We start from the raw sequence: 13953 nt of genomic DNA on the forward strand, positions 1-13953 counted from the left end.
GCAATGGGTCGGCTGCGCAGGTCTGGCGTGTGCGGGCCGCGCCTGTGCACAGCCAAGACGCAACGTTGGGACAGAGGAAGCACGAGAAACACGTTCATCACACTGCCCACCATAGCTCGAGCGGTACCGCGCTCCCGCGAGCGTCCTTCAACTATATGTAAATACTACATAATTTATGTATTAGCCCAGCATCCCACTCCTATTCGAAAATGGCAAGAAATGTCACATCATCTGATGCAAGTGGGCCATTTCCCATTCCCAATGGGCTGTCGATCTTACGGCCTTTGTCCTATCTTAGGCTTCCCAATCTAGACCCGGCGGCCGGCCGCGAAGACCTGGCGGGATCCTTGAGCGAGTGGTGCCATGACTGACTTGACGACGCCTGCGACAGCCGACCGGCAAGATGGGCACCTGAAGCGGCCAGCGATCTCCTTCGAGTTCTTTCCGCCCAAGACCGAGGAGATGGAGCGCAATCTCTGGGAGACCATCAACAGGCTGGCCCCGCTCGATCCGAAATTCGTCTCGGTGACCTATGGCGCCGGCGGCTCGACCCGGGAGCGCACCCATTCCACCATCGCGCGCATCCTGAAGGAGACTGCGCTGCTGCCGGCCGCGCACCTGACCTGCGTCGGTGCCTCGCGCGGCGAGATCGACGAGATCGTCGACCGCTATCACGAGGTCGGCGTCCGTCACATCGTCGGGCTGCGCGGCGACCCCGCCGGCGGTATCGGCACGCCCTATTCCAGCCATCCCGAGGGCTACCAGAGCTCGGCCGAGCTCGTCGCGGGAATCAGGAAGCGGCACAGCGATATCGAGGTCTCCGTTTCGGCCTATCCCGAGAAGCACCCCGAAGCCCGCGACTTCGATGCCGACATCGACACGCTGAAAGCCAAGGTCGACGCTGGCGCAACGCGCGCGATCACGCAGGTGTTCTTCGATAACGACCTCTACTTCCGCTATCTCGACCGTGTTCGCGCCCGCGGCATCGACATCCCGATCGTGCCGGGCATCATGCCCATGCACAATTTCAAGCAGGCGCGCAATTTCGTCACGCGCGCCGGCACCACCGTGCCGGACTGGTTCGCCGCGAAATTCGAAGGCCTCGACGACGACGCCGAGACCCGCAAACTGGTGGCCGCGACCGTCGCGGCCGGCCAGGTGCAAAAGCTCGCCAAGCACGGCGTCGACACCTTTCACTTCTACACCATGAACCGCGCCGATCTCGTGTTCGCGATCAGCCATTTGCTCGGCATTCGCGCCAAGAGCGCCCAGAAGGCTGCATAAGAGAAAATGACCGTACCCGTTTCCGCCAAGCGAACTGCCCTGCTGAATGCCGCGCGCGAGCGCATCCTCGTGCTCGACGGCGCCATGGGCACGATGATCCAGAACCTGCAGTTCGACGAGAAAGCCTTCCGCGGCGAGCGCTTCAAGAATTTCCATCGCGACCTGCGCGGCAACAACGACCTTTTGATCCTGACCCAGCCGCAGGCGATCGAGGACATCCACGCGGCTTACTTGCGTGCCGGCGCCGACATCGTCGCGACCAACACGTTCTCGACGACGTCGATCGCACAGGCCGACTACGACCTCGCCGACATCGTCTACGAGATGGCGCGCGAAGGCGCCCGCCTCGCCGGCAATGCCGCACGCCGCGTCGCAGCCGAGGACGGCAAGCCGCGCTTCGTTGCCGGTGCCATCGGCCCCACCAACCGCACCGCCTCGATCTCGCCTGACGTGTCCAATCCGGGCTATCGCGCCGTCACCTTCGACGACCTGCGCAAATCCTATGGCGAGCAGATCCGCGGCCTGATCGACGGCGGCGTCGACTTGCTGCTGGTCGAAACCATCTTCGACACGCTCAACGCCAAGGCGGCGCTCTATGCGATCGCCGAGATCACCGAAGAGCTCGGCATCGACATGCCCGTGATGGTGTCGGGCACCATCACCGACAAATCCGGCCGCCTGCTCTCCGGACAGATGCCGGAAGCGTTCTGGAATTCGGTGCGGCACGCAAAGCCCGTCACCATCGGCTTCAACTGCGCGCTCGGCGCGGAAGACCTGCGCGCCCATATCGCCGATATCGGCCGCGTCGCTGACACGCTGGTCTGCGCCTATCCGAACGCCGGCCTGCCCAACGAGTTCGGCCAGTATGACGAGACGCCGGAGTACATGGCGCGCCTCGTCGGCGAGTTCGCCCGCGACGGCCTTGTCAACATCGTCGGCGGCTGCTGCGGCACCACGCCGGACCATATCGCGGCGATTGCGGCTGCCGTCGCCCCGCACAAGCCGCGCATCGTGCCGGAGATCGAACCGCGCCTGCGGCTCTCCGGCCTCGAGCCGTTCGTGCTGACGGACGCCATTCCGTTCGTGAACGTGGGCGAGCGCACCAACGTCACGGGATCGGCCCGCTTCCGCAAGCTGATCACCGCCGGCGATTATACCGCCGCGCTGCAGGTCGCGCGCGACCAGGTCGAGAACGGGGCGCAGATCATCGACGTCAACATGGACGAGGGCCTGCTCGATTCCGAAGCAGCGATGGTGACGTTCCTCAACCTCGTCGCCGCCGAGCCCGACATCGCCCGCGTCCCCGTGATGGTCGACTCCTCGAAATTCTCGGTGATCGAAGCGGGCCTGAAATGCGTGCAGGGCAAGCCGGTCGTCAACTCGATCTCGATGAAAGAAGGCGAGGAGAAATTCATCCACGAGGCGAAAGTAGCCCGCCGCCACGGCGCGGCCGTCGTGGTGATGGCGTTCGACGAGGTCGGCCAGGCCGACACGTTCGCGCGCAAGACCGAAATCTGCAAGCGCGCCTACGACATCCTGGTGAACAAGGTCGGCTTCCCGCCCGAGGACATCATCTTCGATCCGAACATTTTCGCGATCGCGACCGGCATCGAGGAGCACAACAATTACGGCGTCGACTTCATCGAGGCGACGCGCTGGATCCGCCAGAACCTGCCGGGCGCGCACATCTCGGGCGGTGTCTCCAATTTATCGTTCTCGTTCCGCGGCAACGAGCCGGTGCGCGAGGCCATGCACTCGGTGTTCCTGTATCACGCCATCAAGGCCGGCATGGACATGGGCATCGTCAATGCCGGTCAGATGATCGTCTATGACGACATCGATGCTGAGCTGCGCCAGGTGTGCGAGGACGTGGTGCTGAACCGCGATCCCGGCGCATCCGAGCGCCTGCTGGCGCTCGCGGAAAAATTCCGCGGCAAGAAGACCGAATCCAAGGAAGCCGATCTCGCCTGGCGCGAATGGCCGGTGGAGAAGCGCCTGTCGCATTCGCTGGTGCACGGCATCACCGAATTCATCGAGCAGGACACCGAAGAGGCCCGCAAGAATTCCTCGCGCCCGCTCGATGTGATCGAGGGCCCGCTGATGGCCGGCATGAACGTGGTCGGCGATCTCTTCGGCGACGGCAAGATGTTCCTGCCGCAGGTGGTGAAGTCCGCGCGCGTCATGAAGCAGGCCGTTGCCTACCTCATGCCGTTCATGGAGGAGGAGAAGGCGCGCAACCTTGCGAGCGGCATCGGCACCGAGGGCTCCTCGTCCGCCGGCAAGATCGTGCTCGCGACGGTGAAGGGCGACGTCCACGACATCGGCAAGAACATCGTCGGCATCGTGCTCCAGTGCAACAATTATGAGGTGATCGACCTCGGCGTGATGGTGCCGGCCGCCAAGATCGTCGAGACCGTGAAGGCCGAGAAGGCCGACATCGTCGGCCTGTCCGGCCTGATCACGCCCTCGCTCGACGAGATGGCGTTCTTCGCCGGTGAATTGCAGCGCGAAGGTCTGAAGCTGCCGCTGCTGATCGGCGGCGCAACGACGAGCCGCGTGCATACCGCGGTGAAGATCGACCCGAGTTACCGCGCCGGCCCTGTCGTGCACGTCAACGACGCCAGCCGCGCCGTCGGCGTCGCTTCCTCGCTGCTCTCGCCCGAGAAGCGCGAGGCTTACGCCGCCGAGGTGCGCGCGGAATATGCAAAGATTTCCGACGCGCATCTGCGCGCGCAGGCCGACAAGAAGCGGTTGAAGCTCGCTGCCGCCCGCGCCAATCGTGTGCCGGTGGACTTCACTGCTGCCAAGCCGGCAAAGCCGACCTTCCTCGGCACCCGCAGCTTTGACGCATACGACCTCGCCGAGCTCGTGCCCTATATCGACTGGACGCCGTTCTTCCAGACCTGGGAGCTCGCGGGGCGCTTCCCGGCCATTCTCGACGACGCCAAGGTCGGCGAGGTCGCGCGCTCGCTCTATGACGATGCGCGCAAGATGCTCGACACCATCGTCAAGGAAAAATGGTTCCGGGCGCGTGCGACGATCGGCTTCTGGCCGGCGAATGCGCAAGGTGACGACATCGTGCTCTATGCCGACGACAGCCGGACCAGGAGCATCGCGACGCTGCACACTCTGCGCCAGCAGCTCGAGAAGCGCGAGGGCCGTTTCAACGCGGCGCTGTCCGACTTCATCGCGCCTGCCGGCGTGCCCGACTATATCGGCGGCTTCGTCGTTACCGCAGGCATCGGCGAGGACGCGGTCGCCGATCGCTTCAAGATGGCGAACGACGATTACTCCTCGATCCTGTGCAAGGCACTGGCCGACCGTCTCGCCGAGGCCTTCGCCGAGCGCATGCATGCCCGCGTGCGCCGCGAGTTCTGGGCCTATGCCCCGGACGAGGCGCTCTCCAACGACGAGCTGATCCTCGAAAAATATCAGGGCATCCGCCCCGCACCGGGCTATCCCGCGCAGCCTGACCACACCGAGAAGGCGACGCTGTTCGAGCTGCTCGATGCGGAAGCGACCGCCGGCGTGAAGCTGACCGAGAGCTTTGCGATGTGGCCGGGCTCATCCGTGTCCGGGCTCTATTTTGCAAACCCCGAGAGCTATTATTTCGGCGTCGGCAAGATCGAGCGCGACCAGGTCGAGGACTACGCGGCACGCAAGGGCATGACAGTGGCGGAAGCCGAGCGCTGGCTCGCGCCGGTGCTCAACTACATCCCGTCACAGCAGAAGGCCTTCGCGGCGACGCCGGCAAACGACGAGGCGTCCAGCGATCTCGCCTCGCATCCGCCGGGCTGTACCTGCGCGGTGCATCTGGTCTGGCAGAAGAAGCGCGCAGGCGCGGGCTGATCTCCGCTGTCGTCCTGGCGAACGCCAGGACCCATACCGCGAAATCTATCGATTGCGGCGGTAGGAGTCCCGAGCAACTCATCTTCGCCAAACCCCTCCCTGGGGTAATGGGTCCTGGCTTTCGCCAGGACGACGATGGAGATGGGCCGTCGCTCCAAACAAAAGTGCGAAAACAACCCCATGCACAGTAGAATAGGGTTGAAAGAATTGGCGAATTTTTCGGTCTTGCCGAAACGACTTGCGGCGTCGGGCAAAACAGCGGTAATATTCCATCGTCGCCCATCGCGCGCGACGCTCTCCACCTCGCCCATCGCCGTGATCCCGGAACGCGCGCCGCACCGTTGGTGTCGTCCTGGCCTAGTGCGCAATTGCGCACGGGAGCCAGGACCCATACCGCGTGATGCATCGGTGAGGTCCGGTGGCAGTACCGAACTTCGAATCTTCGCCAAACTGCTTCCTGGGGTAATGGGTCCTGGCTTTCGCCAGGACGACGTTGGGGAGACATTCAGCGTGATCGCGGTGTGCACGCCTCACCCCTTCGGCGGGGCCAGCGGCTGCATGATCTCCTGGAATGGCGGCAACGCCTCGCAGCGCCCGGCATGCGCGCTGAGCGCCGGATAGCGTGCGGCATCGAACAGTCGCGGATGCGCCTCGCGGGTGAAGCGGATGACGCAGGCGACCGCGATGTCGGCGTGGCCGATGCGATCGCCAAGCCAGTACGGCGTCGTCACCCTGGCGCGCTCGGCCTCGAGCACGCCGAGGACATCCGCGATCTGCGCCTGACAGCGCTCGACCCACAATGCAAGCTGCTCCTTCCGCAGCACGCGCTCATAGAGCAGGCTGACCGCCTTGTCGCCGAGGCCGGAGGCGAGCGCGCAGATGCGCAGGTGCTTGCGCCGCCCGGCGCCGCTGCGCGGCAGCATCGCGCTCCCCTCGCCGACAAGCTCGTCGAGATAGTCGAGGATGCTCGCGCTCTCGATCAGCGCCTCGCCGTCGTCGAGCACCAGCGTCGGCACCCGGCGCAGCGGGTTATACGGTGCGATCTTGTCGGCCTCGCCGAAGGTCGACCACGGCCGGTGCTCGAAGGCGAGCCCGTAAAGCCGCAGCGCAATCGCGACGCGGCGGACGAAGGGGGAATCATATTGGCCGATCAGGAACATGGTTCTCGCTCTTGTCAGTCGTGGGATATGGCAGGGCCGTCCAGTTCATCGCCAATGCGGGCCTGCCGCAACAAATATCTTGGAAGAAGAGCATTGCGTATCCCGCAACAAGGCGGAATCAATGCACGGTCGATCAGCCTGGGCCTCGTCATGCATCTGCGAACTTTCACCACGCTTGCCCTGCTCGCCGCCGCGAGCGTCGCCCATGCGCAGGACCGACCGATCGGCTTTCTGACACCGTCGAAGAACATCGTCTGTCAGTTCTTTACCGACAGCGGCCAGGGCAATGACAAAGGCGTGCTCCGCTGCGACATCATGAACATGGACGCGCGCCCGCGCCGCCCGGCTGATTGCGAGCTCGACTATGGCCACGCCTTCGAGATGAGCGCCAAGGGCAGCGCGGGTCGCATCTGCGCCGGCGACACGGTGATGGACGCCTCGCTGCCGGTGCTGGCCTATGGCGAGGTGTGGCAGCGCGGCGGATTCACGTGCCGGTCGGAGCAGACGGGACTGACGTGCTTCAACGCCATGCAGCACGGGTTTTCGCTGGCGCGGGCGGAGCAGAGGGTGTTTTGAGGGATAGCCCACATGAGCGTTGCGATATGCGAGACTTCTCTTGAACACTTCCCGGATGTCGCTGCGCTCACCCGGGCTACAATGCTGCCACAAGCTCAACCGTCATCCTGAGGTGCTCCCCTTGCGATGCGCCAGCATCGCAAGGGGAGCCTCGAAGGATGGACCACAGGCGCCCGCAGCCCATCCTTCGAGGCGCGCAAGAGCGCGCACCTCAGGATGACGGCGGAGTGCGCGGCAACGGAGAATCGCACCCCGGATTACGCTGCCGCCTTCGCTCTTCGAGCTTCGGCGGACAAGTCACTCCATCCGGGCGACGCCCTCCCGCGCTATTCGATAATCGGCACGTGCCTCCCCGCATCGCGCGGCGCCATGCCGTCGAGGCGCGGATCGTCGGCGATTTCGATCTGGCGGCGGAAGGGGCGGAAGCCGGAGCGCTGGTAGAATGCGACGGCGGAGGGGTGGTCGAAGGTGCAGGTGTGCACCCAGACGCGGCGGAGGTCGCGTGACCACGCAATCTCGAGCGCGCGGTTCATCAGGAAGCGGGCGGCGCCGGTTCCGATCAATCCGGCGGTGACGCCGAAATAGACCAGCTCGCATTGGCCAGGCTGACGGAAGTCCAGCTCCAGCAGGCCTCCCTCGCGGCCGTCGACGGCCAGTGCATAGACCTCTATGCCCGGCGCGTGGATGATTGCGGCGAGCTCCGTGTCGGTCATGCGCGCGCGCGAGAACCAGAGCCACTCCTCGCCGACGCGGCGGTAGAGGTCGCGATACCAGTCAAGCGCGGGGGCATAGACCTTGCGCAGGGACCACGCTCCTGGCGGATCGTCGCGGCGCGCGGGAGGTGCGGTCATCTCCAGATGCGTGACGACGGCGGCGATCTTGCCGGCGGGGACGTCGGAATAGCCGTCGGGGAGGATCATGGGATGCGTCCCTTTGAAGCTGAACGCCGACCACACACTCCGTGTCGTCCTGGCGAAAGCCAGGACCCATTATCACAGTTGGTTGTTGTTGCGGCAGGCTGGGGCGGATAGCGGTCCAAGGCAACTTGGCTCGGTGGTTATGGGTCCTGGCGTTCGCCCATGGGCGCTAAAATAGGATTTGCGCGTTGGATTCGCTTGTGATTCCAAATTGGGATGGCACACGAATCGCTTGTGAACGAGGACTGGGCGCGCGTAGTCGCCCGGCTTGGCGGCGCCGAAGCGCTCAACGTTAGCGCGCGCGAGACGAAGGCGTTTGTCCGCCCGCGGGAAATCAGCAATGCGGTGGATTTGCTGCGCTTGATCCTGGCGTATTGCCTTGGCGAGCGAGGTCTGCGGTTGACGGCGGCATGGGCCACGTCGGTGGGCCTTGTCGATATCTCCAACGTGGCTCTGTTGTATCGGTTGCGTCAGTGCGGAGATTGGCTGGCGAAGTTGATAGGCCAAGCACTGGCGAGCGGTGCGCCGAAGGCGAGCCACGGCCGCCTGATCCGCATTGTTGACGCCACGACGGTCCCGAAGGCTGGGACGAGCGGCAGGAACAAGAACGCGGTGTGGCGCATACACAGCGCGTTCGATCTTCCGCAGGAGCGCTTTGGTCACTTCGAGCTGACCGATCAGCGAGCGGGCGAGACGCTGGACCGGATACCGGTGATTGCCGGCGAAATCCGTCTTGGCGACCGCGCTTATCTGCAACCGGAGCGCATGGCACGTCTCGTCGATGCCGGCGCGGACTTCGTGATCCGGTCCGGCTGGAAGAGCGCGCGTTGGGTTGATGCCAAAGGTGGTCTGGTCGATCTGACGGCCGAACTGCGCAAGGCTTCGGCATGTGGCCTGATCGATCGACCGATCTGGATAAAACGCAAGTCTGGCGCACCGCTGCTCGCTCTGCGTCTGGTTGCCGTCAAGAAGCCGGCGCAAGCGGCCGCGGTCGCACGACGCAAGGCGCGCCGAACGGCACAAAAGGGAGGCCACCAGCTCTCCAGGCAAACACTTGACGCTGCAGATTGGGTGATCCTGGTGACCTCGCTCGCACCGGAGGACTTCTCAACGAGCGATGTCCTTGCCCTCTATCGGCTGCGATGGCGCATTGAACTCGGCTTCAAGCGGCTCAAGAGTTTGATTGGCCTGAAGGGCCCTCCCGGAACTGACGAGCGGTCCGCCAGGCCCCACATCCTCGCTCATCTGCTGATCATTCTCCTGCTCGAGCCACTCGTCGACGAACTCGAGGACTCTCCCCGCTTGGCCGAGGCCGCCTGACCCGTCCAGGGACCTGGCGTCTGCTCCGCCAACTCGTCGCCTCGCTTCGACAAGCAATCATGCCCCAACCCGCGATTGCTTGCCTGCGCAGACTTCGCTCCACGCTCGGACGGCACCTACACGAACCACCAAGACGAAAACGTCGCTATCAAGCTATGCAACTATTTTAGCGCCCATGGGCGTTCGCCAGGACGACGGCGGAGTTTGTGGACGCGGCTCATTCACCTCCATCAGTGTGATCGCCTCCGCCGTTATCGGGGCGCGTTGCGTGCGCCCGCTATTCCCCCTCGTCGCTTGCGAGCACGCCCTTTACCGCCCTCGCCCAGCCGGCGAGTTTTCGCTCGCGCGTCGCTTCGCTCATGTTCGGCTTGAAGCGGTGCTCGAGGCGCCAGTTGTCGGCGAATTTTGTCGGCTCGGGATAGACGCCCGCATTGAGGCCGGCGAGATAGGCAGCGCCCAGCGCTGTCGTCTCCTGGATCACGGGGCGGTCGACCGGGGCATTGAGGAGATCGGCGAGGCGCTGCATGGTCCAATCGGAGGCGGTCATGCCGCCGTCGACGCGGAGCACGACACTGGCCGTCTCCGAGCTCGGCCAGTCCGCACGCATCGCGGCCCACAGGTCAAAAGTCTGGTAGCAGACGCTTTCGAGCGCGGCGTGGGCGAGCTCGGCGGGGCCGGTGTTGCGGGTGAGGCCGAACAGCGCGCCGCGCACGCGCGGATTCCAGTAGGGCGCGCCCATGCCGACGAAGGCGGGGACGAGATAGACGCTCTGCATGGAGTCGGACTGATCAGCAAGAGGTCCGGTCTCGGCGGCGTGCTTGATGATGCCGAGGCCGTCGCGGAGCCATTGCACCGCGCTGCCCGCGACGAAGATCGAGCCTTCGAGCGCGTAGGTGCGTTTGCCGTCGAGCTGGTAGGCGACGGTGGTGAGCAGCTTGTTCCTGGACACGACGGGCGTCGTGCCAGTGTTGAGCAGCGCGAAGCAACCGGTGCCGTAGGTGGATTTCATCATGCCCGGGCGGAAGCAGGCCTGGCCGATGGTCGCGGCCTGCTGGTCGCCGGCGATGCCGGAGATCGCGATCGCGCCGCCGAACAGGTCGGGCGTGCTCTCGCCGAAGCGGGCGGAAGAATCCTTCACCTCGGGCAGCATCGAGCGCGGCACGCCGATGATCTCCAGCAGCTCGTCGTCCCACTGGCCGGTGTGGATGTTGAACAGCAGCGTGCGCGAGGCGTTGGTGGCGTCGGTGGCATGCACCTTGCCGCCGGTGAGGCGCCAGAGCAGATAGCAATCGATGGTGCCGAACATCAACTCGCCGCGCGCGGCGCGGGCACGGGCGCCGGGAACGTGGTCGAGGATCCAGGCGACCTTGGTGCCGGAGAAATAGGGGTCAATGATCAGGCCGGTCTTTTGCGAGATCACGGGCTCGCGGCCGTCCGCTTTCAGTTTCGCGCAGATGTCGGCGGTGCGGCGGTCCTGCCAGACGATGGCGCGGTGCACGGCCTGTCCGGTGGCACGGTCCCACACCACGGTGGTCTCGCGCTGGTTGGTGATGCCGATCGCGGCGATGTCCTTTGCGCTGATGGCGGCATGCTCGATCGCCTCGCGGCAGACCATCACTGTCGAGGTCCAGATGTCCTCCGGCTCATGCTCGACCCAGCCCGAGGCCGGAAAATGCTGCGGAAACTCGGCCTGCGCTTTCGCCGCGATGGAAATGTCGCCGCGAAACACGATCGCGCGGGAGGAGGTGGTGCCCTGGTCGATGGCGAGAACGAAAGACATGGCGGCTTACCCTGGCGTTTTCTTGGCGTTTCCCTGATGGGGTCGTTGTGTCGGACCAAAGAAACGGGATTGCCGGCAAGAGGTCAAGGCGGCTCTCCTCTTACCCTCCCCTGGAGGGGCAGGGCTATCGCATATGGATTTCATGAAGATTGTCCGCGGGCTTGCCCCGCCTCTCCCGCTTGCGGGAGAGGCCGACGCGCTCGCAGAGCGCGGCGGGTGAGGGCTCTCGCCACGCAGAGACGCCCTCCACAATCCTCAACAATCCCAACGCGGAGACACCCCCACCCCAGCCCTCCCCCGCAAGCGGGAGAGGGAGCGCAGTGCCGATGCCGCAGCATCGTGCACGCCACATGCGATTGCCCTGCCCTCCAGGGGAGGGTAAGGGAAGCGCCGCTGCGGTACAATTGCAAGTGGTAAGGACGTTAGACCGCCGCCGTGGTCACGCCGCCGTCGATGACGATGGTCTGGCCGGTCATGAAGCTCGAGGCATCCGAAGCAAGATACGCCACGGCGCCTGCGATTTCGTCGGGTTCACCGATGCGGCGCAGCGGCGTGGTGGCGGTGCGGCGCTTGAGCATGGCTTCGTCTTCCCAGAGCGCGCGGGCGAAATCGGTTTTGACGAGGCCGGGGGCGATACAGTTGACGCGAACGCCTTTCGGGCCCCATTCGCCGGCGAGACTGCGGCACAGCGCGAAATCGGCGGCCTTGGAGATGCCGTAGGCGCCGATCACGGTAGAGCCGCGCAAGCCCCCGATCGAGGAGATGATGATCACCGAGCCGTTGCCGCGCTCGGCCATTTGCGGGATCGCGAGCGCGGAGAGCCAGATGTTGCTCTTCACGTTGGAGCCCATGATCTTGTCGAAGGCCTCGTCGGTGATGTCGAGCAGCGGGCCGTAATAGGGATTGACCGCGGCGTTGCAGACGAGGATGTCGATCTTGCCGTAGTGCTTCGTGCTGCCTGCGATCAGCGCCTCGACCTCGCTCTTGCGCGCGATGTTGCAGGGGATGACGATGGCGTCACCGCCGGATGCATTGATGCCGTCGGCGACCTCCTTGCACGCGTCGGCCTTGCGCGAGGAGACCACGACCTTTGCGCCGAGCTTGGCCAGCAGTTCGGCAGAGGAGCGGCCGATGCCGCGGCTCGAGCCGGTGACGATTGCGACCTTGCCGGTGAGATCGAACGGGGTGTTCTTCATTGTTATCGGCCTCGCTGCTTCCGCTTGTTCGCTGGTTGCCCCGCCCCGATCGGCATGACGCCCCGGAGAAGAATTGGCTTGGCCGGGGCGCGGGGCAAGGCGGCGGAGAGTGTGGCTTGCGCTGCGCCATCTGTCGAGATCAGCGCGGCGCGGACGAGAGCGTGGCCGCTCAGTTCTCGTCGTCGCCGAGCGCTGCGACCAGCTTGTCGTAGTACTTGCCGACGAGATCGATGTTGGCCTTGTTCTCGATCGCGGGCGCCGGCGTCTTCAGCGCTTCGTTGAGCTCGTCGAGCGCTTCCTTCTTGTCCTTGGCCGGCATCTTCTTGTCGGCCTGGAGCTGCGCGATCTGCGCCTTGATGACGGCTTCGGTGCCGACATATTTTTTGGTGGCGGGATCGAAGCCGCCGAGCACCAGGCTGATGTTGTCGACGACGTTGTTGTAGTCGTCATAGCCGGCAAAGCCGTGCTTCTTGGCGACGCCGTCGAGCTGGCCGATCACCTTCTGGTCGGGCGCGGTGTTCTCGGGGAGCTTTTCGGTGATCGCATCCATGTCCTTCTGCGCGGCGAGCACGCCATCGAGCTGCTTGTCGGTCAGCGCGATCTGCTTCAGCGCGGGCGCCTGCTGCTGCGCCGGCGCGGCCTGTTGGGCGGGTGCGGGCTGCTGCTTGGCCTGCGCGAAAGCGGCACCGGAGGAGGCGAGCGATGCTGCGGACAGAAGGCACGCAACGCTCAGCGCGGTGAAGGCGGGACGAAGCAATGCTGGCATGGAAGTCTCCTCAGATCTTTTGCTTGCGAGGTTTCAAGGGCGGAACCGAATTAGGGGCTTTGACGTGAATGGCCCATGAACTCGCCGCCTGGCTGCGTTCAACTGAATGAGAGCGCTGCGGCTCATGGCACGCGAGCACGAGGCGAGAGCTGCAGGCCGTGTCGCCGGAGCAGGCCGGATGCTGAACGCCAATGATGATGAAAAGATGCAGGCCACGCGGCATTCCCGCGCACAATCGGGATAGGGGGAAGCCTCGCGGCTCCGCCCCTCCCACACCACCGGACATACGGGTCCGTATCCGGCGGTTCAGCGGATTATGCGGGTCGCCGTGCCGCGACGGAAGCCAAGCCGAGTGAGGCAAAGAAGCCGTTTGGCAGAGCAATGGTGAGCGCGGGGCTGTTCGCGAGCCGCCAAGGGCCACGTGGGCTGCCGGCGGTTTGCGCCGCCAGATCCCGGCCGACGCCGCGGCGTCGCAACTCGGCAAAGCGAGCGGGTCCATACTTCCATTGCTTCCAGGCAACGGCGCGCAACCGTCGCCTGATCCACTGGTCAAGCACGCGCAACACCGACGGGGTTTGACAGAAGCCGAAGTAGCCGTGCCACCCAATCAGGTAGGTCGACAGTTCTTTGGCGATCTGCACGAGGCATCGACCACGCGTGCGTCGCGTGAGCTCCCGAACCTTCGCCTTGAAGCGGGCGAGTGCCTGCGGCGCGATGCGCCGCCGCGGTTCTTGCCCGCCGGTGAAGCTGAAGCCCAGGAACTTGCGAACACTCGGTTTGGCAACCGCGCTCTTCGCTTTGTTGATCTTGAGCTTGAGGCGCTTTTCGAGGAACCTCTCGACGCCAGCCAGCACCCGTTCGCCCGCCCGCTGACTGCGCACGTAGATGTTGCAGTCGTCGGCGTAACGCACGAAGCGGTGGCCGCGCTTCTCCAGTTCCTTGTCCAGCACATCCAGCATCAGGTTCGACAACAGCGGCGAGAGCGGACCGCCCTGCGGCGTGCCCTCTTCCGTCGGACTGACCAGCCCTCCTTCCAACACACCCGCATTCAGGAAGGCGCGGATGAGCTTCAGGATGCGCTTGTCAGCAACCCGCTTGGCAACCA

At 64.8% G+C, this 13953-nt stretch carries 10 protein-coding genes (1 of these 10 running past the window's edge); 4 read left to right on the forward strand and 6 right to left on the reverse strand.

Going from position 1 to position 13953, the window contains the following annotated elements; translation table 11 throughout:
- Nucleotides 1-363: 363 nt before the first annotated feature.
- Both metF and metH read left to right on the forward strand, forming a co-directional pair.
- On the forward strand, nucleotides 364-1284 hold the full coding sequence (metF, locus tag ACVJ19_RS02905) for a methylenetetrahydrofolate reductase [NAD(P)H] (protein ID WP_453947943.1): 921 nt from the start codon (nucleotides 364-366) through the stop codon (nucleotides 1282-1284).
- Nucleotides 1285-1290: 6 nt separating this feature from the next.
- Nucleotides 1291-5133, forward strand: coding sequence for a methionine synthase (gene metH, locus ACVJ19_RS02910; RefSeq protein ID WP_453947944.1), 3843 nt, complete (start codon nucleotides 1291-1293; stop codon nucleotides 5131-5133).
- A 530-nt stretch (nucleotides 5134-5663) separates the two neighbouring features.
- Here metH and ACVJ19_RS02915 read toward each other — a convergent pair.
- Nucleotides 5664-6293, reverse strand: a complete 630-nt coding sequence (locus ACVJ19_RS02915; protein ID WP_453947945.1) for a glutathione S-transferase family protein — start codon at nucleotides 6291-6293, stop codon at nucleotides 5664-5666.
- 150 nt (nucleotides 6294-6443) lie between these two features.
- On the opposite strand from ACVJ19_RS02915, the gene ACVJ19_RS02920 reads away from it, so the two are divergent.
- Nucleotides 6444-6869, forward strand: a complete 426-nt coding sequence (locus ACVJ19_RS02920) for a DUF6636 domain-containing protein (protein ID WP_453947946.1) — start codon at nucleotides 6444-6446, stop codon at nucleotides 6867-6869.
- Between the two features lie 326 nt (nucleotides 6870-7195).
- On the opposite strand, the gene ACVJ19_RS02925 is transcribed toward ACVJ19_RS02920, so the two are convergent.
- Entirely contained in the window at nucleotides 7196-7789 is a 594-nt protein-coding gene (locus ACVJ19_RS02925) for a GNAT family N-acetyltransferase (protein WP_453947947.1), read from the reverse strand.
- Nucleotides 7790-8002: 213 nt separating this feature from the next.
- On the opposite strand from ACVJ19_RS02925, the gene ACVJ19_RS02930 reads away from it, so the two are divergent.
- Nucleotides 8003-9106 (forward strand): IS4 family transposase, encoded by a 1104-nt coding sequence (locus tag ACVJ19_RS02930; protein ID WP_453947895.1) that lies wholly within the window; start codon nucleotides 8003-8005, stop codon nucleotides 9104-9106.
- A 277-nt stretch (nucleotides 9107-9383) separates the two neighbouring features.
- Here the strand turns inward: ACVJ19_RS02930 and glpK are convergent, their stop codons facing one another.
- From glpK to ltrA, 4 genes are all read right to left on the reverse strand, one after another.
- Nucleotides 9384-10886: a glycerol kinase GlpK gene (gene glpK, locus ACVJ19_RS02935; protein WP_453947948.1), complete on the reverse strand. Its 1503-nt coding sequence runs from the start codon at nucleotides 10884-10886 to the stop codon at nucleotides 9384-9386.
- Between the two features lie 422 nt (nucleotides 10887-11308).
- The gene (locus ACVJ19_RS02940; RefSeq protein ID WP_453947949.1) at nucleotides 11309-12082 is read right to left on the reverse strand and encodes an SDR family NAD(P)-dependent oxidoreductase; all 774 of its coding nucleotides are present in this window, start codon (nucleotides 12080-12082) and stop codon (nucleotides 11309-11311) included.
- 169 nt (nucleotides 12083-12251) lie between these two features.
- Nucleotides 12252-12848: a hypothetical protein gene (locus tag ACVJ19_RS02945; RefSeq protein ID WP_453947950.1), complete on the reverse strand. Its 597-nt coding sequence runs from the start codon at nucleotides 12846-12848 to the stop codon at nucleotides 12252-12254.
- Nucleotides 12849-13162: 314 nt separating this feature from the next.
- Nucleotides 13163-13953, reverse strand: the 3' portion of a protein-coding gene (gene ltrA, locus ACVJ19_RS02950) for a group II intron reverse transcriptase/maturase (RefSeq protein ID WP_028144467.1). It continues 586 nt past the right edge of the window; only the last 791 of its 1377 coding nucleotides appear in the window; its start codon lies off the right edge, out of view — the gene reads right to left on this strand; the stop codon is at nucleotides 13163-13165.

The organism is Bradyrhizobium sp. USDA 376, from assembly GCF_054063675.1.

What these genes read in the sequence shown, in the direction of transcription:
- metF (WP_453947943.1), top strand. Translation starts at nt 364, where the DNA reads ATGACTGACTTGACGACGCCTGCGACAGCCGACCGGCAAGATGGGCAC.
- metH (WP_453947944.1), top strand. Translation starts at nt 1,291, where the DNA reads ATGACCGTACCCGTTTCCGCCAAGCGAACTGCCCTGCTGAATGCCGCG.
- ACVJ19_RS02915 (WP_453947945.1), bottom strand. Translation starts at nt 6,293, where the DNA reads ATGTTCCTGATCGGCCAATATGATTCCCCCTTCGTCCGCCGCGTCGCG.
- ACVJ19_RS02920 (WP_453947946.1), top strand. Translation starts at nt 6,444, where the DNA reads ATGCATCTGCGAACTTTCACCACGCTTGCCCTGCTCGCCGCCGCGAGC.
- ACVJ19_RS02925 (WP_453947947.1), bottom strand. Translation starts at nt 7,789, where the DNA reads ATGATCCTCCCCGACGGCTATTCCGACGTCCCCGCCGGCAAGATCGCC.
- ACVJ19_RS02930 (WP_453947895.1), top strand. Translation starts at nt 8,003, where the DNA reads ATGGCACACGAATCGCTTGTGAACGAGGACTGGGCGCGCGTAGTCGCC.
- glpK (WP_453947948.1), bottom strand. Translation starts at nt 10,886, where the DNA reads ATGTCTTTCGTTCTCGCCATCGACCAGGGCACCACCTCCTCCCGCGCG.
- ACVJ19_RS02940 (WP_453947949.1), bottom strand. Translation starts at nt 12,082, where the DNA reads ATGAAGAACACCCCGTTCGATCTCACCGGCAAGGTCGCAATCGTCACC.
- ACVJ19_RS02945 (WP_453947950.1), bottom strand. Translation starts at nt 12,848, where the DNA reads ATGCCAGCATTGCTTCGTCCCGCCTTCACCGCGCTGAGCGTTGCGTGC.